We start from the raw sequence: 23,328 nt of genomic DNA on the forward strand, positions 1-23,328 counted from the left end.
GATGACCCCGTCGTGTTAGCGGATGATGCCCCGCGTCGAAGCCGCAAAGAAATCCAGCAAAGGCTGGAGCGCAGGTGTTTGCTCTGCCCACTCGGTAATCGTCGCGCGCGCCTGCTCAAACGGCAGGTTCTGACGATAGATCACCTTGTAGGCACGCTTGATGACCGCAATATCTTCAGCACTGTAGCCGCGCCGACGCAGCCCTTCACTGTTGATACCGTGGGGTGCGACTGGATTGCCGGTACACATCACAAAGGTTGGCACATCCTGCGTGATGATTGAACCGCCCCCCGCCATGCAGTGGGCGCCGATGCGCACAAACTGATGTATAGCCGCCATACCGCCCAGAATCGCCCAATCGCCGACATAAACGTGACCGCCCAGCGTAACGTTGTTGGCCATGATCGTCTGATTGCCCACCTGGCAATCGTGCCCGATGTGCACCGAGGCCATGAACCAGTTGTCATTGCCGATCCGGGTGACGCCGATATCCTGGGCCGTGCCGATATTGAAGTTGCAGTATTCGCGGATCGTGTTGCGATCCCCGATCTCCAACTCAGTCGGTTCGCCCGCATACTTCTTGTCTTGCGGAATTTCACCAATCGAGCAGAAATGGAAAATCCGGTTCTCGCGCCCGATGCGGGTTCGCCCGTTAATCACGCAATGCGGGCCAATCCAGGTTCCTTCACCAATCTCGACGTGCTCGCCAATAATCGAATAGGGCCCCACTTCCACATTGGCAGCCAGTTTGGCGCCGGGGTGAATGATTGCGGTCGGGTGGATCATGGCAGTTGTTTGATCGCGCACATCAGTTGTTCGACTTCAACGGCAACTTCGTCGCCCACCATGGCGCGGCCTTCGTAGATCCACATACTGCGCATCTGGCGCTTGAAACGCATCTCAAAGCGCAGGGTGTCGCCCGGCATCACCGGACGCTTGAAACGCACGCGGTCGATCCCGGCGAACAGCACCATCAGCTTATCGTCCGGCACCACGCCCTGGCTCTTGAAAGACAGAATCGCGGAGGCCTGGGCCATCGCTTCAACAATCAACACGCCAGGCATCACCGGTGCATGCGGGAAATGCCCGACAAAGAACGGCTCGTTGATGGTGACATTCTTGATTGCAGTGATGTGCTCATTGGGCACCAGTTCCAGCACGCGATCAACCAACAAAAACGGATAGCGATGCGGCAAGTGCTTCATCACTTCTTGAATATCCATCACGCTCACTCTTCTTCCCCTTGTTTCTTCACTAACTTTTCCAACTCGCGCAGGCGAGTGAACATTTCATTCAGATGTCTGACGTGCACAGCGTTGCGGTTCCATTCCGCATGCGGCAGCGGCGGGACCAGCGAGGTATAGACCCCTTTTTCGGTCACCGACTTGGTCAGGCAAGACCACGCGGACAACACCACATCATCGCATACCGTGATATGCCCATTGATCCCGCAGGAGCCCCCGCCCATAAAGCGTTTGCCCAGTTTTGTACTCCCTGCCACACCAGACATGGCCGCAATCGCGGAATTTTCTCCCACCTGGCAGTTGTGGGCGATATGCACGAGGTTGTCGAGCTTGACGCCACTTTCAATGATCGTGTCGTCAAGCGCCCCCCGGTCAATCGTAGAATTGGCGCCGATCTCAACATCGTCCCCAATCAGGACACGACCGATCTGCGGGATTTTCTCCCAACTACCATCGGCACGACGCGCAAAACCGAAACCATCGGCCCCAATCACGGCCCCCGGCTGAAAGACGCAACGCTCGCCGACAATGCAATCATGGCGTATGGTGACATTCGGATGCAGGAAGGAACCTGCGCCAATGCGCACACCACGCTCAATCACACAGCCAGGGCCGATCACCACGCCTTCGCCAATCACGCAATCCTCGGCCACATAGGCCTGAGGTGCCACATAGACTGACGCGGGCAGACTTGAGCGCACCACGGCGGCGGGATCAACCCCCGACGCATAAGCAGGCGCCGGGTTGAACAACTGCGCAAGCTTTGCGTAGTACAGGTAGGGGTCACGGGTCACGATGCGTGGCAATGACGTAGCATCTGCCAACGCTGGCGGCACGATTACGGCCCCCGCCTTTGTTGCCTGCAGCGCCGCCTGATACTTGGCGTGTGTGACAAAACCAATTTCTTCCGCCGTAGCACGTTCCAGGGGGGCTACTTGGCGAACCTCTACGGAACCCTCTCCAAGTAGTTCCCCCCCCAGAGACTCAACTATTTGAAATAAAGACCAAGCCACCAAAACCTCATTTCGTCTCTGCTAGTAATTTCAAAACCTTGTCGGTAATATCGATGGAGGGGCTGAAATACACAGCTTCCTGCAAGACAAGGTCGTAATGCTCTGCTTCTGCAATCTGGCGGATCGCACGGTTGGCGCGCTCGGCCACCCCTGCCAGTTCGTCATTTTGGCGCTGGGTGCGATCTTCACGATATTCACGTTGACGACGCTGGAATTCGCGGTTCATGTCGTTGAACTCGCGCTCACGGGACCGGCGTTCCGTATCGGTAAGGGTCACGGCCCCCTTGTCCAAAGAGTCCTCCAGCGCCTGGAGTTGCTTGCCCATTTTTTGCAACTCCTGCTCGCGTTTTTCAAACTCTTTTTCCAGCTTCTTCAAGGCCCGCGCAGCAGGTGCGGATTCGCGTACCACCCTGTCGGCATTGACGAAGGCAATCCGGCTCTGCGCCCACACCGGCACGCTGGCCAACAACAGAAAGGCTGTAACTGCCACGGCTGAAATTCGCATGGAATTTCTCCTAGAACACTGATCCAATCTGGAACTGCAAACTTTGGGTCTGGTCCCCTGGCTTCTTCACCAGTGGTTTCCCGAAACTGAAGGACAACGGCCCGATAGGCGAAGTCCAGCTCAAGGCGAAACCAGCGCCCACCCGAATATCCGTAGAGTGTGCATAAGTATTGTTCGCTCCGCTAGCCCCCCATAGGGAACCTGCATCGATAAACGCACTCATGCGCATGGCGGCGTTCTTTTCCTTCATCCCCGGCACAGGGAAGAACAATTCCGCCGTGGCCAGGGCCCGACGCGTGCCGCCAAGCGACTGACTGGTCTCGTTGCCACTGGCGTCATGCACCCTGGGGCCGAGCGAATTGTCCTTGAAGGTACGCAAGGAGCCAATCCCCCCCGCGTAGTAGTTTTTGTAGAAAGGCACACCTTGGCCGCCGTATGCCTGGACAGAGCCCATCTGCCCACTCAACATCAGGGCGTAGCCGGAGGCAATCGGGGTGAAATGCTGAATCTGGTAGGTCAGGCGCGTGTAACGCAAATCCATCGGCGGGGTGGCAACTTCCAGGCCCAGTTGCTGATAGATCCCGGAGGTCGGCGTCACTGAACTGTCCCGCGTATCGTTGGCCCAGGCCACCGAGGAGGACAGGGTCGTGTTGGTCGGCCCGAATTTTTCAACGAAGTCCTTGTACTGCTGCGGGCTGTCGTCATAGATACTGATCCGGGTGCGGTCAAAGGACTCACCCAGGAAAATGGTATCGTTCAAAGAAATCGGGATACCAAAGCGCACGCCGCCAGAATCCGTGTGGGTTGCGTAGCGGCCAATCGAGGTTGACTGGGAGTCAACCATCTTCTGCGCCAAGTCGAAGCTGCGGCTCACCCCATCCTTGGTCCAGTAAGGATCGGTGAAAGACCCCGCCAGGGTGCGCGCTGTCGAGCCATTGGAGATGGTGATCGATGCGGCATTCCCCGTACCAAACAGGTTGGTTTGCGAGATTGAGCCATTGAGCACGAACTTGTCAGTCTGCGAGTAGCCCACCCCGGCGGACAGCGTACCGGTGGAGCGCTCCTTGACGGAGACATTCACATCCACCTGATCCGTCGTCCCCTCCACGGGAAGGGTATCCATGGTGACATCGCTGAAGTTGCCCGTCCGCTCAATACGCTTCTTGGATTCATCCAGCTTCTGGCGGTCAAACAACGAATTTTCGAACTGGATCAGCTCCCGGCGGACAACCTCATCACGCGTCTTGGCATTACCCAACACGTTGATGCGGTTAACATACACCCGACGCCCCGGATCAACGAAGAAGGTCAGTGCAACTTCTTTCTTCTTGTCATCCACATCAGGCGAAGCATTGACGTTGGCAAACGCGTAACCGTCGTTGCTCAGGCGATCAGCCAGCGCCTTTGAAATATCGTTGATCTTGGCGCGGGAATAGATGTCGCCACGCTTGATCTTGACGAGCTTGCGCAGATCCTTTTCCGGCACCACCAGATCACCGGCCAGCCGGATGGAAGACAGCTTGTATTGCTCGCCTTCGCTGATGGTCAGCGAGATGTATACATCCTTTTTGTCCGGTGTGATCGACACCTGGGAAGATTCAACATTGAAGTTGATATAGCCCCGGTCCATGTACCAGGAGCGAACTTCTTCAATGTCCCCTTGCAGCTTCTGCTTGGAATACTTGTCGTCCTGGAACAGGTCGTACCAGCTCCCGGTCTCTTCCAGATTCATCAAGCCAAGAAGTTGCTTTTCCTTGAATGCCTTGGCACCCAGGATGCGGATGCTCTTGATCTTGGCCTCATCGCCTTCGGTAATCTCGAAGTTGATCGCCACCCGGTTGCGCTCCTGTGGCGACACGGTTGTCTTGACCGAAGCGGAGTAAAAACTCTTGGTCAGATACAGGCGCTTGATTTCCTGCTCGGCGCGCTCAAGCTGGGAACGGTCAAAGGTACGGGATTCTGCAATGCCAACTTCCTTGAGCCCCTTGAGCAGATTCTCCGAGTCAAATTCCTTGTTGCCCGAGAAGGCGATCTGGGAGATGGCAGGCCGTTCATCCACCACCACGACCAGCACTTCTTTGTCGACCTCAATGCGCACATCCTTGAAGAAGCCCGTGGCATATAGGGTTTTGATGGCCCGGGAAACCGCCGCATCATCGACCTTGTCACCTACCTTGATGGGCAGGTAGTTGAACACCGTACCGGCATCGGTACGTTGCATCCCCTCGACACGGATGTCCTTCACTACGAAAGGCGCCGCAGCAAACACCAGGGGAGAAAACAGGGCGCATACCCCTGCCGAAATAGCAGTAAGAGATCTGGACATCAGCCGAAGAAGAAGCGATTGAAATCGTTGAAAAACGCCAAAGCCATCATACCTGCCAGGAGTGCCATACCCACCCGCTGCCCGTACTCTTCGATGCGCTCTGGCAAAGGTTTGCCACGAACGAACTCTGCCGCATGATACAGCAAGTGTCCGCCATCCAGAATCGGGATGGGGAGAAGATTCAAAACCCCGATACTTACACTGATCAAGGCCAGGAATTGGAGATAGGCCCCAAGTCCTGCACTGGCACTCTTGCCTGCATAATCCGCAATGGTGACTGGCCCGCTCACATTCCGCATGGAAATGTGGCCTGTCACAATACGCCACATGGCCTTCAAGGAAAACAGGGACATATCCCAGGTCTGCCGCACGCCATACACCAGGCCATCTGCAAGGCCGTAGCGCACCTCGATGGCTGCGCGTGAATACGCGGCCTGGAAGGCATCAGGATCAGGCTTGCACTTGACCCCCAGCATGAACTGCTTGCTCTTGCTGTCCTGCAAGGGGTGCACGGCAAATGCATATTGCTGGCCCTGGCGCAAAGCATTTACTTGCAATGTTTTACCCGCAGAAGCCGACACGATGCGCACCAAAACTGCAAGATTGCTAATTTTTCGCCCGTCTACCGACAGGATCTCGTCCCCGGCTTTCAACCCGGCCTGGGCCGCAGGCGACTTATCCTGGAAACTGTCGATCACCGCCGGAATATTGAAGTCCAGCGCCAGAGACCCCGCCCCCAATTGGGACAAGGGGTCAGGCGCAGTCTCATCAAGGACAACCGCACTGGTATCAAGGCGCAAGCCTCCAACCGGTACGCCGCCGCGATCCACCGACAGGATCGCAGTCTGCCCGCCCACGGCCTGATCTACGACCTGCATCTTGAAGTCCGACCAGCCCCGAACGCTCTGCCCGCTCACCTCAACGATCCGGTCACCCGGCTGTACGCCCGCCTGGGCAAACGCCGATTGCGGGGTCACGTCACTCACCACGGCAGGCAGGTCTTGCGTGCCAACGCAGGCAAATCCCCAATAGATCACGGCAGCAAGCAGCAGATTGGCAAATGGCCCTGCCAGCACAATCAGACTGCGCTTGTAGAGCACCTGGGTGTGAAAGGCCCGGCCACGATCCGCCTCAGGCACCTCATCGCCATCACTCTCACCGAGCATCTTGACGTAGCCGCCCAGTGGAATGGCCGAAATCGCCCACTCAGTCTGGTCCGGCCCGATACGCCAAGACTTGACGATCCGCCCGAAACCCAGCGAAAAACGCAGAACCTTGACTCCGCACAGACGGGCCACAAGGAAGTGTCCCAGTTCATGCACCGTCACCAGGATGGCGATGGCCACCACAAAGGCGAGGATGTATTGTAGAAGCATGCTTAGCCCTCCTAGCGGTAACGGACTATCTCTTCACGTGCAAAGTTCCTGGCCGCAGCGTCTGCGGCCAAAATAGTTTCCAGATCGGGGGCCGCCGAACAGTCGGCACGCTCCAATACAGCCCCTACCACTCTGGCGATGTCACTGTAACCCAGTTCGTTGTTGAGAAAGGCGGCCACGGCCACTTCGTTGGCGGCATTCATGACCGCCGGGGCCAGACCGCCCGTGCGCAAAGCGGCATACGCCAACGCCAGACAAGGGAAACGCTCCAGATCCGGCGCTTCAAAACTCAGGCGCCCCTGCTTGACCAGATCCAGGCTGCTCACCCCCGAGGCCATCCGCTCCGGATAAGCCAGAGCATGGGCAATCGGCGTGCGCATATCCGGGTTGCCCAACTGAGCAATCACTGAGCCATCGTTGTACTCGACCATGGAGTGGATCACGCTCTCGGGGTGGATCAGCACTTCAATGCGATCAGCCCCGACCCCGAACAACCAGCTGGCCTCAATGACCTCCAAGCCCTTGTTCATCATGGTGGCTGAATCCACCGAAATCTTGCGCCCCATCACCCAGTTCGGGTGGGCGCAGGCCTGATCAGGGGTGACATCGCGCAGGCTTTCTACGCTACGGGTACGGAACGGCCCGCCGGAGGCCGTGAGGATCACCTTGCGGACGCCGCAATGCTGCAAACCGTAATCAAACTCATCTGGCAGCGATTGGAAAACCGCGTTGTGTTCGCTGTCGATGGGCAGGAGTACCGCCCCCGAATCCCGGATAGCCGACATGAACAGGTCACCCGCCATCACAAGGGCTTCCTTGTTCGCCAACAGCACCCGCTTGCCCGCGCGCGCAGCCGCCATGCAGGCACCCAGCCCCGCAGCCCCCACAATGGCGGCCATCACGGTGGTCACCTCGGGAGCAGATGCCACCTGCTCCAAGGCCTGTGGGCCATGAAGCACCTGGACGGGGTTCCCACCCAGCAGCGCACGCAACTCTTCGGCATCCCCGGCGGACCCCACCACGGCATACTGCGGATGGTGCAGGTGGCACAGATCGGCCAATTTGCCCACCTGACGCATCGCCGTCAGCGCAAAGACTTCAAAACGCTCAGGGTGTCTTGCCAGAACATCCAGCGTACTGCCACCGATAGAACCGGTGGCCCCCAGAATCGTGACCCGTTGTTTTTGCATAGCAGCCTCTGTGCCGGGGTTCAAAAGTATTGCCACGCCGCCAACAAGGCCCCGGCCAAGGGCAGGGTTGATAACATGCTGTCAATGCGATCAAGCACGCCCCCATGTCCGGGCAAAAGCGTACCGCTGTCTTTCACCCCGGCTTTGCGCTTGATGAAGGATTCAAACAGATCACCCTCAACGCTGGCCAAGGCATACACGACGGCAAACAGGATCACGCTGATCAAACCGATCCTGGCTGAAACCTGGGGTACCGCCCAGATTGCACAGGCCACAAAAAAGATCAGTACCCCGGCGACGCCACCGTAAAACCCTTCCCAGCTTTTCCCTGGGCTGATGTTGGGCGCGAGCTTGCGCTTGCCAAATTTGCGCCCTACAAAGAACGCCGCAATATCCGCCACACAAACCGCCAGAATCGCCAACACCAACAGGCCGGGATGAGCCCGTTTGAGTTCAACCATGGCCAGACTGGTCGGGACGAACAGGGTGATGCCTACCAGATAGGCCATTGAACCGCCACGCAGATCGGGCTTGATATACAACCAGCTGGATGCGGTGAAGGCCCAGAAGAAGACCGAGCACAAGTAGATGCACAGCAGAATCATCAAGCCATCGCCATGCGGAGGATGAAAGCCAACCAGCACCACCGGCAGTACAGCCAGCGCGGCCAACACGATAGTGCCGTTACGCGACAAGGAGAGCAAAGCCCCCCACTCACGCACGCCTAACGCCACCACTGCCGCAACCACGATGCTCCAGATCTGCACTGGTAGAAAGAAGATCCCCAACAAAACCAGGACCCCCAGGATGAGTGCCGTTACAACCCGCTGCTTGAGCATGCGTGCCAGTCTCCAGTCAAAATGTCAGGCATCCCCCAACTGCTCGCTGGTGCGCCCAAAGCGACGCTCCCGCCCCCGAAACGACGCCAGCGCTGCATCGAAGGCCGCTTCGTTGAACTCAGGCCACAAACAATCGGTGAAATAGAATTCGGTGTAGGCCAGTTGCCAGAGCAGGAAATTGCTCACCCGCTGCTCGCCCCCGGTACGGATGAAAAGATCGGGCTCTGGCAAATCGGCCAGACACAGATGCTGCGCCAGATCTTCTTCGGTAAAAGGCTCCTGCCGCCCCGGCTGAGCCGCCAGCATGGCGTTCATCGCGTTCATGATGTCCCAGCGCCCGCCATAGTTGGCAGCAATCGACAAGGTCAGCGCGGTATTGGCCGCCGTCAAGCTTTCCGCCTCGGCAATGGCCGCCCGCAAGCCGGCATCGAAGCGGGAGCAGTCACCAATGATACGGAGGCGGATATTGTTCTTGTGCAGCCGCTTGACCTCTTCGCGCAAGGCGGTGAGGAACAACTGCATGAGGAAGGAGACTTCGTCGGCAGGGCGCCGCCAGTTCTCGGAACTGAAGGCGAACAAGGTCAGGTTGGGAACGCCGCGCTTGATGCACAACTGCACGACATTACGCACCGTATCCAGGCCGCGTTTATGCCCCGCCACCCTGGGCATCAGGCGCTTGCGCGCCCAGCGCCCATTGCCATCCATCACGATGGCAATGTGTTGAGGAACGTCGGAGCGTGTAGGAATTCCCCGCGTAGAGCTGATCAATGATGACAGCATGAATGCACAGCTCCGCTTGGGGAACTCGTTATACCTGCATCAAATCCTGCTCTTTTTGAGCAAGAAGTTTATCGGCTTCGCCAATGTGTTTGTCGGTGAGCTTTTGCACATCGTCCTGGGCACGACGCTCATCGTCTTCCGAGATCGTCTTGGCCTTGACCGCATCCTTGAGCGCATTGTTGGCGTCACGGCGCAGGTTGCGGATCGCCACGCGGGCGTTCTCGGCTTCGCTGCGCACGATCTTGATCATATCCTTGCGACGCTCTTCGGTCAGCATGGGCATCGGCACACGCACGATATCACCCATCGTAGCCGGGTTCAGGCCCAGGTCCGAGTCACGGATCGCCTTTTCCACCTTGGCGATCATGTTCTTTTCCCAAGGCTGCACGCCGATCGTGCGCGCATCAAGCAGATTGATGTTGGCCACCTGTGCAATCGGGGTCGGATTGCCGTAGTAATCGACCATGACGTGGTCCAGCAGACCAGTGTGGGCACGGCCCGTGCGCACCTTGCCGAGGTCATTCTTCAAGGCCTCGATCGACTTCTGCATCTTCTGTTCGGTGTTTTTCTTGAGTTCAGGAATCATCATCAGCCCTTTCAAATATGCACCAACGTGCCTTCGTCTTCACCCTTGATGATGCGCATCAACGCACCCGGCTTGAAGATGCTGAAAACCTTGATCGGCAGGCGCTGATCGCGGCACAGTGCAAAAGCGGTGGCATCCATCACCTGCAGATTGCGGGCAATCGCCTCATCAAAAGAGATCTTGGAAAAACGGGTTGCAGCCGGATCTTTCTTCGGGTCTGCACTATAGATACCGTCGACCTTGGTCGCCTTGAGCACAATCTCGGCTTCCATCTCGGTGCCACGCAGGGCGGCAGCCGTATCGGTCGTAAAGAAGGGGTTGCCGGTACCCGCTGCGAAGATCACCACTTTGCCCTCTTCGAGGTAGCGGATCGCCTTGCCACGGATATAGGGCTCAACCACCTGTTCGACGTTGAGCGCGGATTGCACGCGGGCGGCAACACCTGCCACGCGCATCGCATCTCCCAGCGCCATCGCATTCATGATGGTTGCCAGCATGCCCATGTAATCGGCAGTGGCGCGGTCCATACCGGAAGCCGCGCCAGCCATGCCGCGAAAAATGTTGCCGCCGCCGATGACGATACCCACTTCGACACCGAGTCGGGATACCTCCGCGACCTCTGCCACAATCCGGGAAACAACCCCCTGGTTGATGCCATAGGCATCATCACCCATTAGTGCTTCGCCAGACAGTTTGAGAAGAATTCGCTTGTATGCAGCGGCCATTTATCGCTCCTGTTTTATGCTCCGATCAACGAGATTGTGCAGCAGCGGCAGCCTGGGCTGCTACTTCTGCGGCGAAGTCATTCACCTTCTTCTCTATGCCTTCACCCACAACGTACAGCGTAAAGCTTGCCACGGAAGCGGACTTGGCCTTGAGCAGCTGCTCAATGGTCTGCTTGCCATCTTCAGCCTTGACGAAGACTTGGCTCAGCAAGGTCACTTCCTTGAGGAACTTCTGCACGCTGCCTTCGGCAATCTTCTCGATCATGGCTTCTGGCTTGCCAGCTTCGCGGGCCTTTTCAACAGCCACACGACGCTCGGTTTCGATCAATGCAGCGTCCACACCGGTGGAGTCCAGCGCCTTGGGCTTGGAAGCGGCGATGTGCATGGCGATGTCGCGGGCCACGGCTTCGTCGCTACCCACCAGGTCAACCAGCACGCCAATCTTGGCGCCACCGTGGATGTAGGCCGCCACGTGCCCCTTGGCTTCAATGCGTTGGAAGCGGCGGATGGTCATGTTCTCACCGATCTTACCAACCAGCGTGGTACGCACGGCTTCAACCGTGGAGCCTTGCAGCGGCAGGGCGGACAGAGCAGCCACGTCGGCTGGATTCTGGGTGGCGATCAATTCGGCCACCGCCTTGGTGAAGGCCAGGAAGTCGTCGTTCTTGGCCACAAAGTCGGTTTCGCAGTTGACTTCCACAATGGCAGCCAGCTTGCCATCGGCAGCGATGTAGGTGCCGACGATGCCTTCAGCCGTCACGCGGGAAGCAGCCTGGGTTGCCTTGGTCCCGAGCTTGACGCGCAGGATTTCTTCAGCTTTGACCATATCGCCATCGGCTTCGGTCAGTGCCTTTTTGCATTGCATCATCGGTGCGTCGGTCTTTGCACGCAGCTCAGCCACCATGCTTGCGGTAATTGCCGCCATGATCACTCCTGAATTCTAAAAATTTGAGACTAAAACGACAGTTGGCAGCGCAAGGACTCCCTCACCACTGCCAACCACCGTGCCACCTGGCCGCCCTACAACACTTGCGGCAGCCTGGGCGGCGAGTATCCGGTAACGGTATTACGCCTGTTCGGCGTTGTCTTGCACTTCGACGAATTCGTCGGAAACCGCAGCGACAATGTCCGCAACCGCGTTGTTCTTGCCTTCGAGCACTGCATCGGCCACGCCTTGGGAATACAGGCGGATCGCGCGGCTGGAGTCATCGTTGCCGGGGATCACGTAATCCACGCCTTCCGGGGAGTGGTTGGTATCCACCACGCCGATGACGGGAATGCCCAGCTTCTTGGCTTCGGTCACAGCAATCTTGTGGTAGCCAACGTCGATCACGAAGATCGCGTCAGGCAGGCCGCCCATGTCCTTGATGCCGCCCAGGCTCTTTTGCAGCTTTTCCAGCTCGCGCTGGGACATCAGGATTTCCTTCTTGGACAGACGTTCGATGGAGCCATCTTCGAACATTTGTTCCATATCCTTCAGGCGCTTGATCGAGCCCTTGACCGTCTTGAAGTTGGTCAGCATACCGCCGAGCCAGCGCTCGTCAACGTAGGGCATGCCAGCGCGTTGTGCTTCTTCAGCCAGAATCTCACGAGCTTGACGCTTGGTGCCCACGAACAGCACGGTGCCACGGTTGGCAGCCAGCTTCTTCACGAAAGCCATGGCTTCGTTGTACTTGGACAGCGTCTTCTCAAGGTTGACGATGTGGATCTTGTTGCGATGACCGAAGATATAGGGGGCCATCTTGGGGTTCCAGAAGCGGGTTTGGTGGCCGAAGTGGACACCGGCTTCCAGCATTTGACGCATGGTGACAGACATTCAATACTCCAATAGAGACAGGGTTATCCTCCGCCCGCCGTGGCACCCTGGTCAGGCGCCTTGCTGCATGCGGCTAAGCATGCAGACCCATGTTCGGCAAGCGTGTGAAATAGCCGGAAAGCGGCTTTGCAGCATCTTCCCGACCTAGGCCCATATGGGCTTAGCCCGCAATTATAGCCGTATCACCCCGTATTGCTCAAGTCCGGCCATCCTGCGCACCCGGGCAGAAAGAGCAGACCCGCGCCGATGGCTTGCTGCCTGGATTGCCGCAAACCTGCAACTGCGTTAGCCTAACCGGCTTCAAACATAAAATGCTGCACACACCAAAATGGGCATCATCATCAAGACCCCCGACGAAATCGCCCGCATGCGCATCGCCTGCCGCCTCGCCTCCGAGGTGCTCGATTACATCACCCCGTTCGTCAAGCCCGGCGTCACCACCGAAGAGCTGGATCGCCTCTGTCACGAATACATGGTCGAGGAACAAGGCTGTGTCCCAGCGCCTTTGCATTATGCGCCACCGGGCTACACGCCCTACCCCAAGTCGATCTGCACCTCGATCAACCATCAGGTCTGCCACGGCATTCCCGGCCCCAAGGCGCTCAAGCGCGGGGATATTGTCAATCTGGACATCACCGTCATCAAGGATGGTTTCCATGGCGACACCAGCCGGATGTTCATTGTGGGCGACGAAGGCAGCATTCTGGCCAAGCGCCTGTGTCAGATCACCTATGAATGCCTCTGGTTGGGCATTGAGAAGGTCAAACCTGGTGCGCAACTGGGCGACATCGGGCACGCCATCCAGCAGTACGCCGAAAACGCAGGCTTCTCGGTAGTGCAGGAATTCTGTGGCCATGGCATTGGTCGCAAGTTCCACGAAGAACCCCAGGTGGTGCACTTTGGCATCCCTGGCACAGGTGTGCGCCTACGCGAAGGCATGATCTTTACCATTGAACCAATGATCAACGCGGGCAAGGCGGCCATCTCGCCACTGCCGGATGGCTGGACCATTGTTACCAAAGACCGCTCGCTCTCGGCACAATGGGAACACACCTTGCTTGTAACGGCTGATGGCGTAGAGGTACTCACCGTCTCTGCCGGGTCGCCAGCACGCCCGGCGAGCATCGCCACCGCCAAGGAAATCATCGTCCCCACTTTCGCCTGATACCGTGAGCAACGATTCCCCCGACACCTATCGCCAGCAGCTTGAAGCGCTGCGCAAGACACTCGCCAATACCCAGTTGAACCTGCGTGGCGAATACGAAGCCCATCACAACCCGGCCCGCCTGCTGCGTGGACGTTGCTGCGCGGTAGACCTCGCCTTGCAGGACATGTGGGCCTTGCACGCCATGCCGCCGCAGTTGTGCTTGATTGCCGTGGGGGGATATGGGCGCGGGGAGCTGTTTCCGTATTCGGATGTAGACATCCTGGTACTGCTTGATGCAGAGCCCGAAACCGAACTGGCGAGCATGCTGGAACGCTTTATCGGCTCGCTGTGGGACTTGGGGCTGGACATCGGCCATAGCGTGCGCACGGTGGAAGCCTGCATTGAGGAAGCCCGGCAGGACATCACCATCCAGACCAACCTGCTCGAATCCCGCCTCTTGGTGGGGAACAAAACGCTGTACCGCAAATTCATCGCAGGTACCACGGCGGGGCTGGAGCCAGAGTCTTACTTCCACGCCAAACGTGCCGAGCAGGAGCAACGCTACAACCGCTTCAACCATACGCCCTACGCGCTGGAACCGAATTGCAAGGAAAGCCCTGGCGGGCTGCGCGACTTGCAAAGCATCATCTGGATCGCGCTCTCCGCAGGCCTGGGAACGCGTTGGAGCGATCTGGCCCGGCAGGGCTTGATCACCAATGAGGAGGTCCGCGAACTAAGGGCCGCCGAGCGCTTTATGCAACAGGTACGCATCAAGCTGCACTACATCGCCAAGCGCCGCGAGGACCGTTTGGTGTTCGACCACCAGGAAGCGCTGGCCGAAGCCTTCGGCATCAAGGCGGGCAAATCGCGTCGTGCTTCCGAGCTAATGATGCAGCGCTACTTCCACACGGCGCGCAAGATCACCCAGCTCAACACCATACTGCTGCAAAACATCGCCGTGCGCTACCAGCCGCTGGGCGCCTTCCAGGCCCAGCCCCTGAACGAACACTTCCAGATTCAGGGTGATCTGCTGGACATCGTCGGCGAAAACATCTTTGAGTGCCACCCTTCGGCACTGCTGGAGAGTTTCCTGCTCATGGAGCAGCACCCGGAACTCACCGGCATGAGTGCCCGAACCCTGCGTGCGCTGTGGCGCGGGCGCAAGCTCATTGACGCAAAATTCCGCCACGACCCGGCCAACAACGCCCTCTTCCTGCAACTGTTACAGGAGCCACGTGGGCAGACCCACGAATTCCGCCGCCTGAACCAATACAGCATCCTGGGCAGCTACATCCCAGCCTTTGCCCGGATCGTCGGCCAGATGCAGCACGACCTGTTCCACGTCTACACGGTCGACCAGCACATCCTGCAGGTGCTGCGCAACGTGCGCCGCTTCGCGCTGGAAGAGCATGCGCACGAGTACCCACTGCTCACCCGCCTGATGAGTGGCTTTGAGCGCAACTGGCTGATCTACGTTGCAGCCTTGTTCCATGATATTGCCAAGGGGCGCGGCGGGGATCACTCCAAGCTGGGCATGGCGGATACCCGCCGCTTCTGCCGCCAGCACAAGCTCTCGAAGGAAGATATCGATCTGGTGGTCTGGCTGGTGGAGCATCACCTGACCATGTCGCACGTGGCGCAAAAGCAGGATCTGGCCAATCCAGACGTGATCCGCAAGTTTGTTGCCTTGGTAGGCGACGAACGCCACCTGAACGCGCTCTACATCCTGACCCACGCGGATATCCGTGGCACCAGCCCCAAGGTGTGGAACGGCTGGAAAGCGCAGTTGCTCGAAGACCTCTTCCTCGCCAGCCGCCAACTGCTACGCGGCAACATGCCCGAGCAGGTATTCGGCATCGCCGAACGCCAGGAAGCTGTCCGCCAACGTCTGCGCTTCCACGGCCTGCGCCCGCAGACCGAAGAGAACTTCTGGCGTGAGCTGGATACGCTGTACTTCCTGCGCCACGATGCAGAGGAAATCACTTGGCATACCCGGGTACTCTACTACCGCCCGCAGGTGGATAGCCCGGTCGTCAAGGCCCGGCTGGCCAAGGTGGAAAAGGGTATCCAGATCATGGTCTATATGCGTGACGAAAAAGACTTGTTCGCGCGCATGTGTGGCGCCATCAGCCGCATGGGCTTCAGCATTGTGGATGCCAAGATCCACACCACGGCCAAAGGGTTTGCGCTGGATAGCTTCATCATCATGGACCCGAATGAAGCCGTTTCGTACCGGGATGTAATCTCGCTGGTCGAACACAACCTTGCAGAAAAGCTCAGCCATCCCGAGCAGGTTGATACACCGGTCAACACCCGGCCCTCGCGTCAGCTCAAGCACTTTCCGATTGCACCCTCCATCACCCTGCAACCGGATGAACGGGGTCAGCATTTCATCCTGTCGATTGTCGCGGCTGACCGCCCTGGTCTGTTGTACACAGTGGCCCGGACACTCACCGAGCATGGCATCAACCTGCATACCGCCAAAATCGCCACACTGGGTGAACGTGCCGAGGATACCTTCATGGTGAGCGGCCCGGCGCTGGACAACAGCGCGCGAACCGTGCAACTGGAAGCCGCCCTGATCGAGCGGCTCAAATAGCGTTCAATCCGGTGTGTTGGCTGCAGCCAGCACATCGGCAAAACCAAAGCGGGTGAAATCTTTCACCCGCGCCGGGTAGAGTACCCCATCCAGGTGGTCGCACTCATGCTGCACCACACGGGCGTGGAAACCTTCCGCCACCCGGTCGATCACACGCCCTTGCGGATCAAACCCGCTATAGCGCAGCCGTGGATAGCGCGGCACCACGCCACGCAAGCCAGGCACAGAGAGGCAGCCCTCCCAGCCTTCTTCGGTCGGCTCGCCAAAATATTCCAGCACCGGATTGAGCAACACCGTGCGGGGAACGGCAGGCGCATCAGGGTAACGCTCGCTCTGCTCGAAACCAAAGATCACCAGACGCAGATCAACTCCGATCTGCGGCGCCGCCAGCCCCACTCCATCCAGATGCACCATGGTGTCGAACATGTCGGCAATCAGCGTGTGTAATTCAGGCGTATCAAAAGCCTCAATCTCCCTTGCCCGCCGCAGCAGGCGGGTGTCCCCCATGCGCAGAACCTCGCGGATCATGATCGCCCTGCCTTACACACAGGTCGCGCAGAAATGCTGGAGGATGTTGCGCACGCGCCCCATCGCCACCTTGAGCGTCGCCTCAATCTCACTCATCTGGATGGAGTGCTCGCTCTTGCCCCGCCCTGCGGCATGGTTGGCCACCACCAGGATCGCGGCATAAGGCACTTCCAACTCGCGGGCCAATACTGCTTCAGGCATGCCGGTCATGCCCACGACATGTGCGCCATCGCGTTCCAGGCGGGTAATTTCGCCAGCCGACTCCAGGCGCGGGCCTTGAGTCGCCGCATATGTGCCCCCATCGAGCACCTCTTCGCCCGAGCCACGCGCGGCCTTGAGAATCTGCTGCCGCAATGCGGCATCATAAGGTTCGGTAAAGTCCACGTGTACCACCGGGGTTTCGCCGCCATCAAAATAGGTGGCCTCACGCCCCCAGGTGTAGTCGATGATCTGATCGGGAATCAGGATCACGCCCGGCCCCATGTGCTCGGGAATTCCGCCCACCGAAGCAACCGAGATGATGGCCTGCGCCCCTGCCTGTTTGAGCGCCCAGATGTTTGCGCGGTAATTCACCTTATGCGGCGGAATGGTATGGCCATAACCGTGGCGGGCGATGAACACGGTCTGCTGATCGCACACGTGACCAAACTGGAGCGCCCCGGAAGGCTCGCCATAGGGGGTGCGGACCACCTCGCGCCGGGTGACATCCAGGTTGGAAAGGTGGGTCAGGCCGCTGCCGCCGATGATTGCAATCATGTGATTCATCCAAGTCGTTCAATTGATCTGCACTGATGTTAGCGTGGATAGCCCACCACGTCAGCCCCCAATCCTCGGCAAACCGGCCGCCGGTGTCACCCACCGTCATGTTCAGGTAGCACAGTGGGTGAAAAATCCTGGTTTTACGCAGCGATACAGGAAAGCGTGAATAGCCCCCCTCTTCGCAAGCGGGAAATCACATAGTATGATTACCGCACTGTAACCGGTTACAAAACACAGAACGGCGTACTTTATGTCCGTTTCGTGCAATCCCTCCACACAGGGAAGCAAAGCGTTCTACCATGCTGCATATTCGCCCCACCGCGCCAACCGAACCGACTGCCAGAACCATGATTGATTGCTGCATATTCGACCTCGACGGCGTTATCGTCGACACCGCCAAGTACCATTTCCTGGCCTGGAAGCGTCTGGCCGCCGAATTGGGGATCAACTTCACCGAAACCGACAACGAACGCCTCAAAGGTGTCAGCCGTGTCGAATCCCTCAAGATCGTGCTCAGCCTGGGGCCTATCACCCTGTCGCCAGCGGATTTCGATGCAGCACTGGCCCGCAAGAATGGCTGGTATCTGGATTACATCAACCAGATCGGCCCGGAGGAGATTTTGCCGGGCGTAGCAGTATTCCTTGCAGCGGTGCGTGCGCGTGGCATCAAGACAGCCTTGGGCTCGGCCAGCAAGAACGCACGCCTGATCCTGGAGCGCATTGATCTGCTCGATGAATTTGACGCCATCATTGATGGCAATGCCGTCAGCAACGCCAAACCCGACCCGGAAGTCTTTCTGCGTGCAGCCCAAGCCTGCGGCATTGTACCCGCACGCTGCGTGGTGTTCGAAGATGCAGCGGCAGGCGTGGAGGCTGCACTGAACGCCAGGATGAAATGCGTGGGGGTGGGCAGCGCCGACGTGTTGGGGCGGGCGCACACACTTATTCCAGGGTTTGCCGGGCTGGGGCTGGACGCCCTGCTCGCACGCCTTGCCTGATTCCGATATTCGTATTCCATACTTTCGCACGGTGACGCCACCATGAAAAACTACATCAAACCAGATCCCTGGAACATCGTCGAGCAAGGGTTTTCCGCTGAACTGCATCAGATCTCGGAGAGCATCTTCTCGATCGGCAACGGAAAAATGGGCCAACGCGCCAATTTCGAAGAGCAATACAGTGGCGAGACCCTGCGCGGCAGCTATATCGCCGGGGTGTATTACCCGGACAAGACCCGCGTAGGCTGGTGGAAAAACGGCTACCCGGAATACTTCGCCAAGGTACTCAACGCCACCAACTGGATCGGCATCAACATCACGATTGAGGGTGAAGCGCTCGACCTGGCGCAATGCAAGGTGGAAGCCTTCCGCCGCGTGCTGAATATGAAGGAAGGGTATCTTGAACGCAGCTTTGTCGCGCAACTGCCTTCAGGCAAGCGCGTGGAAGTCAAGGCTACCCGCCTGACCAGCATCGTGGATACCGACAACGGCGCGATCCGTTATGCACTCAAGGCACTGAACTTCAGCGGCAGCATCGGTTTTGAACCCTATCTTGACCTGAACGTGCTCAATCAGGATTCCAACTACGACGAGCATTTCTGGAACGAGATCTCGCGGAGTGCCGATCAAGGCACCGCGCTGATCACCGGCGAGACCAAGAAGACGCGCTTCCAGGTGTGTACCGGCATGCGTTTTAGCCTGGAAGTGGAAGGCAAGGTCGTAGCAAACACGCCAGAAGTCGTGAGCCGCGATATGTATATCGGGTTCCGTACCGCAGCACAGCTTGCCGAGGGCCAGACCGCCACACTCTTCAAGTATGTCGCAAACATTTCCTCGATGAATGCAGCCCTTGACCAGTTGGCCACGCTCGCCAGCCAAAGCGTGGCTGCAGCCCAGGCCAAGGGTTTTGCCAGGATGCTTGCCGAACAGGCCGCAGCCTGGGCGCACAAGTGGCAGGACTGTGACGTAAGCATTGAGGGCGATGTTGCCGCCCAGCAAGCCATCCGCTTCAACATCTTCCAGATGAACCAGACCTACACGGGTGAAGATGAGCGCCTGAACATCGGCCCGAAGGGCTTTACCGGTGAAAAATACGGTGGCGTAACCTATTGGGATACCGAAGCCTACGGCCTGCCCTTTTACCTGAAGACCGCCGAGCCGAAAGTGGCCCGCCAATTGCTGGTGTATCGCTACCGCCATCTGGAAAACGCCATAGCCAATGCCAAAAAACTTGGCTTCAAGGATGGCGCGGCACTCTACCCGATGGTAACCATCACTGGCGAGGAATGCCATAACGAGTGGGAAATCACCTTTGAGGAAATCCACCGCAACGGTGCGATGAGCTTTGCAATCTACAACTACATCAACCACACCGGGGATCGTGCCTATCTGGCCGAATACGGGCTGGAAGTGCTGATCGCCATCTCCCGCTTCTGGCGCCAACGCGTGCAATGGTCTGATCGCCGCCAGGGCTATGTGATGCTGGGCGTGACCGGCCCGAATGAATACGAAAACAACGTCAACAACAACTGGTACACCAATCTGCTGGCCCGCTGGACGCTGCAATACACCACGGAGAGCCTGGCTTACGTGAAGGCCGAGCATCCGGCCCGTTATGCAGAAATCATTGCGAAGACAGCTTTTGGTGCCAAGGAAGATGAACTGGCCGCCTGGGCAGACATCGCCGCCAAGATCGTGCTGCCGGTCGACGAAGTGACGGGCGTATTCATCCAGCATGACGGTTTCATGGACAAGGATCTCAGCCCGGTATCCACGATTCCTGCAGCCGAAGTGCCCATCAACCAGCACTGGTCATGGGACCGCATCCTGCGCTCGGCCTACATCAAGCAGGCGGACGTGTTGCAAGGGCTATACATGTTCGAGGATCGTTACAGCCACGACACCCTTCGACGCAACTTCGATTTCTATGAGCCGCTCACCGTGCATGAATCGTCACTCTCGCCGTGCATCCACTCGATTCTGGCCTCCTCGCTGGGTTATGAAGATCGTGCCTATGCCTTCTATCTGCGCACGGCTCGCCTGGACCTGGATGACTACAACAACGACACCGAAGATGGGCTGCACATCACCTCGATGGCGGGCACCTGGATGTCGGTGGTGGAAGGCTTCGGTGGTGTGCGGGTGCGTGACGGGCAACTCAGCATGCAACCCTGGCTGCCGAAGAAGTGGCAGTCCTACTCATTCCGCATTTTCTTCAAGGGCGCCCATCTACGCATTGCGGTGATGTCTGACGAAATCCTGATCAACAACGAATCAGATCACGCAACGGAACTCACGCTCTGCGGTCAGCATTATGCCCTGGCTGCACGGGCCAACCTGAGGCACGCACGAAGCTAGATCAGCTCACTCCCCACAAAAAAACGGCATCCCGGCAACGCGATGCCGTTTTTCTACGCGTAACGAACCAATAAGCCTATATCAAAGGTCGGTTTCAGATGATTCAGGCTCAAGTCTAAATTCCGACGTCATAGTCACCAAGACTTTGTCGACCCGGTGGCGGTCCATGTCCACCACTTCAAAGCGCAGCCCTTGGCATTCAAAATGGTCTGCCACACGGGGAACGCTGCCGAGCTGGTTCATCACAAAACCACCCACGGTGTGGAAACCGCCTGAATCAAATCCTGGCAGACCATCCAGATCAAACAGCCCTGTCAGGCGTTCAACTGTCATGGCGCCATCAATCAGCCAGGAGCCGTCATCACGCTGGACGGCTTCGACATCTTCCCCCTCATCCGCATCGGGCAACTCACCTACAATCGAGGTCAGCACGTCCGTCAGCGAGACTAGGCCTTCCAATTCGCCGTATTCATCGACGACCAGGGCAAACTGTACCCGCGCCTTGCGGAAATTTTCCAGCAACTGGGAGGTGCTCACCGTATCCGGCACATACAGCGCCGGGCGGGTAGCAGCTTCGATATCGAGCGTCTTGCCCGTCATCGCATTCTTGAGCAGATCGGCGACGTACAATACCCCCAACACATTTTCGAGCCCCCCCCGGCAGACTACCAAGCGGGCATATTCACTGTCGGCAACCTTGTGTTGTGCATCCTCTGGTTCGTCCAGATCGACAAAATGCACATCCTTGCGGGGCGTCATGATCGTGCCGATGCGCTGCTCATCCAAACGCAGCACGTTGGAGACGATCTCCTGTTCGCTTTCATGGAACACGCCTGCCTCGGCGCCCTGCTCCATGAGTACCTTGATTTCCTCGTCCGTCACAGGGGGGTCGTCGGCCCGACGTGCATTGAAGGGACGCAGCAGGATGTCACCGGATACCGAGAACAACCACACCAAGGGACGGGTAAATTTTTCCAGTACCACCATCGGCTGGGCCACAAAGGCGGCAATCCGTTCCGGCGCAAGCAGCCCAAGGCGCTTGGGAACCAGCTCACCGACCACCACGGAAAAATAGGTAATGATGACCACGGCCAGCCCCACGCTGATGGGACGGGCGTAATGCCCCAGAGCGAAAAACTGGCTGATCCAGGCTTCGATGGGAGCAGCGAGCGCCTCTTCACCAATCACCCCGCTGAGGATGCTGATCGAAGTAATGCCCACCTGAACGGTGGAGAGGAAGCTGGAAGGTTCATCGTGCAGACGCATGGCAGCACGCGCGCCAGCGGAACCATCATCAGCGTATTTTTGCAGACGGGCTCTGCGCGAAGAGACCAGGGCGATCTCCGCCATGGCAAAAAGCCCATTGATCACAAACAACAACAGCAGCGCGAAGGCTGAATTCATACACGGCGCCGGCCTTATCCGGCAAAGGATTGGGAAGCATACAGAATAGCATGTGAAGTGCTACGCCGCTGTGAATCCCGCAGTGCCCCCTATCCCCACGCTACGCCAGCGCAGTTGACGAATGGCACAGGCAGCCCGAGGACAAGCTTCTACAATGGGGGCTCATCTGTGTTGCGATACGGTAGAAACATGTGCCTGCAAATCGAATCCACCAGCTACTGCCCCAGCGGTGTTGCACCGCGCTGGACATGGTGGATCAGAGGCTTTCAGGGTAGCGAGCGCTATGTGGTTCTGGGCACCGATGAATACGGTACGGGGCTCTACCTGTTCCGCTTCAATGGGGACACGCCCCCCGTGCGGGAAGAATTACTCAATCGCCAACGCTTCTCCCTCTCGGCGGTCATCAGCAAAAAAGATGCGCTGGATCTGCTTCAGGATACGCTCTTGCAGCAAGGCTGGGCAGAGATAGCTTCACCCCGCAGTTAGCATCACGCCTCCACGAGAGTAGGTCCACTCAAAAACTGCATCACAAAAACAGAAAAGGCAGCCCGAAGGCTGCCTTTTTTTAGAATCCATCAATCCTTGCGGACGATTAGAATTCCTTCACGAAACCCGCGCGGGTGTAGGTTGCATCAACCTTGCTGAAGCTGCCAATGAAGCCAGCCTTGGTGCCATCGTAGCCACCGGACACCGTGCCTTGGTTGCGGGCGAAGTCATCCTTCTGCCAGGCTGCGTAGAAGTAAGCAGACTTGGACATGAAGTAGGAGCCGCCGATCATCCAGCCCTTGCCGCTGTTGCGGGTGGAGGCCAAGTCGTTCAGGTGGGAGCGTTCAATACCCACTTGGAAACGGTCGCCCAGGTTATAGGCCACCACGAAGTTGGTGTTCTTTTCCTTGAAGGCGCCTGCAGCCGTACCGTCACCACCCTTGTAGATGTTGTAGTTCATGCCGATCTTCAGGCCTTCGATCGGGTGGATGCTGATCGAATGTTCTTGCCAGTGCATGCCGTTGCTCAGGCCTTGACCAAAGGTGGTGCGNGCACGTTCGTGGGTGGACAGCGTCCAGTTCACCAGCTTGCCGACAGCGCCCGTCACAGCCAGCGCACGTACGTTACCGCCGTTAACCGCCCCGGTGGC

General features: G+C 58.1%; 21 protein-coding genes. 5 read left to right on the forward strand and 16 right to left on the reverse strand.

The genetic code is table 11. The features are described 5' to 3' along the window. Nucleotides 1-15: 15 nt before the first annotated feature. From lpxA to rpsB, 13 genes are all read right to left on the reverse strand, one after another. Nucleotides 16-786: an acyl-ACP--UDP-N-acetylglucosamine O-acyltransferase gene (lpxA, locus tag B145_RS0120025; protein ID WP_018609736.1), complete on the reverse strand. Its 771-nt coding sequence runs from the start codon at nucleotides 784-786 to the stop codon at nucleotides 16-18. Further along, nucleotides 783-1,223: a 3-hydroxyacyl-ACP dehydratase FabZ gene (gene fabZ, locus B145_RS0120030; RefSeq protein WP_026259326.1), complete on the reverse strand. Its 441-nt coding sequence runs from the start codon at nucleotides 1,221-1,223 to the stop codon at nucleotides 783-785. The genes lpxA and fabZ overlap by 4 nt, the downstream gene beginning before the upstream one ends. A 5-nt stretch (nucleotides 1,224-1,228) precedes the next feature. Then, on the reverse strand, nucleotides 1,229-2,260 hold the full coding sequence (gene lpxD / locus B145_RS0120035; protein WP_018609738.1) for a UDP-3-O-(3-hydroxymyristoyl)glucosamine N-acyltransferase: 1,032 nt from the start codon (nucleotides 2,258-2,260) through the stop codon (nucleotides 1,229-1,231). Nucleotides 2,261-2,264: 4 nt separating this feature from the next. Further along, the gene (locus B145_RS0120040) at nucleotides 2,265-2,762 is read right to left on the reverse strand and encodes an OmpH/Skp family outer membrane protein (protein WP_018609739.1); all 498 of its coding nucleotides are present in this window, start codon (nucleotides 2,760-2,762) and stop codon (nucleotides 2,265-2,267) included. Between the two features lie 10 nt (nucleotides 2,763-2,772). Further along, a complete protein-coding gene (gene bamA, locus B145_RS0120045; protein ID WP_018609740.1) occupies nucleotides 2,773-5,088 on the reverse strand; it encodes an outer membrane protein assembly factor BamA in 2,316 nt (771 codons plus the stop codon). After that, nucleotides 5,088-6,464 carry an RIP metalloprotease RseP gene (gene rseP / locus B145_RS0120050; RefSeq protein WP_018609741.1) on the reverse strand — a complete coding sequence of 459 codons (1,377 nt, stop codon included), beginning with the start codon at nucleotides 6,462-6,464 and terminating at the stop codon, nucleotides 5,088-5,090. Before rseP ends, bamA begins: the two co-directional genes overlap by 1 nt. 11 nt (nucleotides 6,465-6,475) lie before the next feature. Next, nucleotides 6,476-7,654: a 1-deoxy-D-xylulose-5-phosphate reductoisomerase gene (gene ispC / locus B145_RS0120055; RefSeq protein WP_018609742.1), complete on the reverse strand. Its 1,179-nt coding sequence runs from the start codon at nucleotides 7,652-7,654 to the stop codon at nucleotides 6,476-6,478. Between the two features lie 20 nt (nucleotides 7,655-7,674). Continuing rightward, a complete protein-coding gene (locus tag B145_RS0120060) occupies nucleotides 7,675-8,493 on the reverse strand; it encodes a phosphatidate cytidylyltransferase (RefSeq protein ID WP_018609743.1) in 819 nt (272 codons plus the stop codon). 24 nt (nucleotides 8,494-8,517) lie between these two features. Continuing rightward, entirely contained in the window at nucleotides 8,518-9,273 is a 756-nt protein-coding gene (gene uppS / locus B145_RS0120065; RefSeq protein ID WP_051082630.1) for a polyprenyl diphosphate synthase, read from the reverse strand. 28 nt (nucleotides 9,274-9,301) lie between these two features. Further along, nucleotides 9,302-9,859 (reverse strand): ribosome recycling factor, encoded by a 558-nt coding sequence (frr, locus tag B145_RS0120070; protein ID WP_026259329.1) that lies wholly within the window; start codon nucleotides 9,857-9,859, stop codon nucleotides 9,302-9,304. 11 nt (nucleotides 9,860-9,870) lie between these two features. Then, on the reverse strand, nucleotides 9,871-10,584 hold the full coding sequence (pyrH, locus tag B145_RS0120075) for a UMP kinase (protein ID WP_018609746.1): 714 nt from the start codon (nucleotides 10,582-10,584) through the stop codon (nucleotides 9,871-9,873). A 25-nt stretch (nucleotides 10,585-10,609) separates the two neighbouring features. Further along, nucleotides 10,610-11,509, reverse strand: a complete 900-nt coding sequence (tsf, locus tag B145_RS0120080) for a translation elongation factor Ts (RefSeq protein ID WP_018609747.1) — start codon at nucleotides 11,507-11,509, stop codon at nucleotides 10,610-10,612. 141 nt (nucleotides 11,510-11,650) lie between these two features. Then, nucleotides 11,651-12,400 carry a 30S ribosomal protein S2 gene (rpsB, locus tag B145_RS0120085; RefSeq protein WP_018609748.1) on the reverse strand — a complete coding sequence of 250 codons (750 nt, stop codon included), beginning with the start codon at nucleotides 12,398-12,400 and terminating at the stop codon, nucleotides 11,651-11,653. A 328-nt stretch (nucleotides 12,401-12,728) separates the two neighbouring features. Between rpsB and map the strand changes: the two genes are divergently transcribed. Next, entirely contained in the window at nucleotides 12,729-13,565 is an 837-nt protein-coding gene (gene map, locus B145_RS0120090) for a type I methionyl aminopeptidase (protein WP_018609749.1), read from the forward strand. Between the two features lie 4 nt (nucleotides 13,566-13,569). Beyond that, nucleotides 13,570-16,146 carry a [protein-PII] uridylyltransferase gene (locus B145_RS0120095; protein ID WP_018609750.1) on the forward strand — a complete coding sequence of 859 codons (2,577 nt, stop codon included), beginning with the start codon at nucleotides 13,570-13,572 and terminating at the stop codon, nucleotides 16,144-16,146. A gap of 3 nt (nucleotides 16,147-16,149) precedes the next feature. Here the strand turns inward: B145_RS0120095 and def are convergent, their stop codons facing one another. Together def and B145_RS0120105 are read right to left on the reverse strand one after the other, a co-directional pair. Then, complete coding sequence (gene def / locus B145_RS0120100; protein ID WP_018609751.1) at nucleotides 16,150-16,674, reverse strand: peptide deformylase; 525 nt, start codon at nucleotides 16,672-16,674, stop codon at nucleotides 16,150-16,152. A 12-nt stretch (nucleotides 16,675-16,686) separates the two neighbouring features. Then, nucleotides 16,687-17,430: an S-methyl-5'-thioinosine phosphorylase gene (locus B145_RS0120105; protein WP_026259330.1), complete on the reverse strand. Its 744-nt coding sequence runs from the start codon at nucleotides 17,428-17,430 to the stop codon at nucleotides 16,687-16,689. Nucleotides 17,431-17,732: 302 nt separating this feature from the next. Between B145_RS0120105 and pgmB the strand changes: the two genes are divergently transcribed. Together pgmB and B145_RS0120115 are read left to right on the forward strand one after the other, a co-directional pair. Beyond that, nucleotides 17,733-18,431 (forward strand): beta-phosphoglucomutase, encoded by a 699-nt coding sequence (pgmB, locus tag B145_RS0120110; RefSeq protein ID WP_018609753.1) that lies wholly within the window; start codon nucleotides 17,733-17,735, stop codon nucleotides 18,429-18,431. Between the two features lie 42 nt (nucleotides 18,432-18,473). Continuing rightward, on the forward strand, nucleotides 18,474-20,789 hold the full coding sequence (locus tag B145_RS0120115) for a family 65 glycosyl hydrolase domain-containing protein (RefSeq protein ID WP_018609754.1): 2,316 nt from the start codon (nucleotides 18,474-18,476) through the stop codon (nucleotides 20,787-20,789). Between the two features lie 81 nt (nucleotides 20,790-20,870). Here the strand turns inward: B145_RS0120115 and B145_RS0120120 are convergent, their stop codons facing one another. Further along, a complete protein-coding gene (locus B145_RS0120120) occupies nucleotides 20,871-22,193 on the reverse strand; it encodes a hemolysin family protein (RefSeq protein ID WP_018609755.1) in 1,323 nt (440 codons plus the stop codon). A 189-nt stretch (nucleotides 22,194-22,382) separates the two neighbouring features. On the opposite strand from B145_RS0120120, the gene B145_RS0120125 reads away from it, so the two are divergent. Next, on the forward strand, nucleotides 22,383-22,679 hold the full coding sequence (locus B145_RS0120125; protein WP_018609756.1) for a hypothetical protein: 297 nt from the start codon (nucleotides 22,383-22,385) through the stop codon (nucleotides 22,677-22,679). The last annotated feature ends 649 nt before the right edge of the window (nucleotides 22,680-23,328 follow it).

Origin of the sequence: Uliginosibacterium gangwonense DSM 18521, assembly GCF_000373965.1 — a bacterium.
Lineage (GTDB): Bacteria > Pseudomonadota > Gammaproteobacteria > Burkholderiales > Rhodocyclaceae > Uliginosibacterium > Uliginosibacterium gangwonense.

What these genes read in the sequence shown, in the direction of transcription:
- lpxA (WP_018609736.1), bottom strand. Translation starts at nt 786, where the DNA reads ATGATCCACCCGACCGCAATCATTCACCCCGGCGCCAAACTGGCTGCC.
- fabZ (WP_026259326.1), bottom strand. Translation starts at nt 1,223, where the DNA reads ATGGATATTCAAGAAGTGATGAAGCACTTGCCGCATCGCTATCCGTTT.
- B145_RS0120040 (WP_018609739.1), bottom strand. Translation starts at nt 2,762, where the DNA reads ATGCGAATTTCAGCCGTGGCAGTTACAGCCTTTCTGTTGTTGGCCAGC.
- bamA (WP_018609740.1), bottom strand. Translation starts at nt 5,088, where the DNA reads ATGTCCAGATCTCTTACTGCTATTTCGGCAGGGGTATGCGCCCTGTTT.
- rseP (WP_018609741.1), bottom strand. Translation starts at nt 6,464, where the DNA reads ATGCTTCTACAATACATCCTCGCCTTTGTGGTGGCCATCGCCATCCTG.
- ispC (WP_018609742.1), bottom strand. Translation starts at nt 7,654, where the DNA reads ATGCAAAAACAACGGGTCACGATTCTGGGGGCCACCGGTTCTATCGGT.
- B145_RS0120060 (WP_018609743.1), bottom strand. Translation starts at nt 8,493, where the DNA reads ATGCTCAAGCAGCGGGTTGTAACGGCACTCATCCTGGGGGTCCTGGTT.
- uppS (WP_051082630.1), bottom strand. Translation starts at nt 9,273, where the DNA reads ATGCTGTCATCATTGATCAGCTCTACGCGGGGAATTCCTACACGCTCC.
- frr (WP_026259329.1), bottom strand. Translation starts at nt 9,859, where the DNA reads ATGATTCCTGAACTCAAGAAAAACACCGAACAGAAGATGCAGAAGTCG.
- pyrH (WP_018609746.1), bottom strand. Translation starts at nt 10,584, where the DNA reads ATGGCCGCTGCATACAAGCGAATTCTTCTCAAACTGTCTGGCGAAGCA.
- tsf (WP_018609747.1), bottom strand. Translation starts at nt 11,509, where the DNA reads ATGGCGGCAATTACCGCAAGCATGGTGGCTGAGCTGCGTGCAAAGACC.
- rpsB (WP_018609748.1), bottom strand. Translation starts at nt 12,400, where the DNA reads ATGTCTGTCACCATGCGTCAAATGCTGGAAGCCGGTGTCCACTTCGGC.
- map (WP_018609749.1), top strand. Translation starts at nt 12,729, where the DNA reads ATGGGCATCATCATCAAGACCCCCGACGAAATCGCCCGCATGCGCATC.
- def (WP_018609751.1), bottom strand. Translation starts at nt 16,674, where the DNA reads ATGATCCGCGAGGTTCTGCGCATGGGGGACACCCGCCTGCTGCGGCGG.
- B145_RS0120105 (WP_026259330.1), bottom strand. Translation starts at nt 17,430, where the DNA reads ATGATTGCAATCATCGGCGGCAGCGGCCTGACCCACCTTTCCAACCTG.
- pgmB (WP_018609753.1), top strand. Translation starts at nt 17,733, where the DNA reads ATGCTGCATATTCGCCCCACCGCGCCAACCGAACCGACTGCCAGAACC.
- B145_RS0120115 (WP_018609754.1), top strand. Translation starts at nt 18,474, where the DNA reads ATGAAAAACTACATCAAACCAGATCCCTGGAACATCGTCGAGCAAGGG.
- B145_RS0120120 (WP_018609755.1), bottom strand. Translation starts at nt 22,193, where the DNA reads ATGAATTCAGCCTTCGCGCTGCTGTTGTTGTTTGTGATCAATGGGCTT.
- B145_RS0120125 (WP_018609756.1), top strand. Translation starts at nt 22,383, where the DNA reads ATGTGCCTGCAAATCGAATCCACCAGCTACTGCCCCAGCGGTGTTGCA.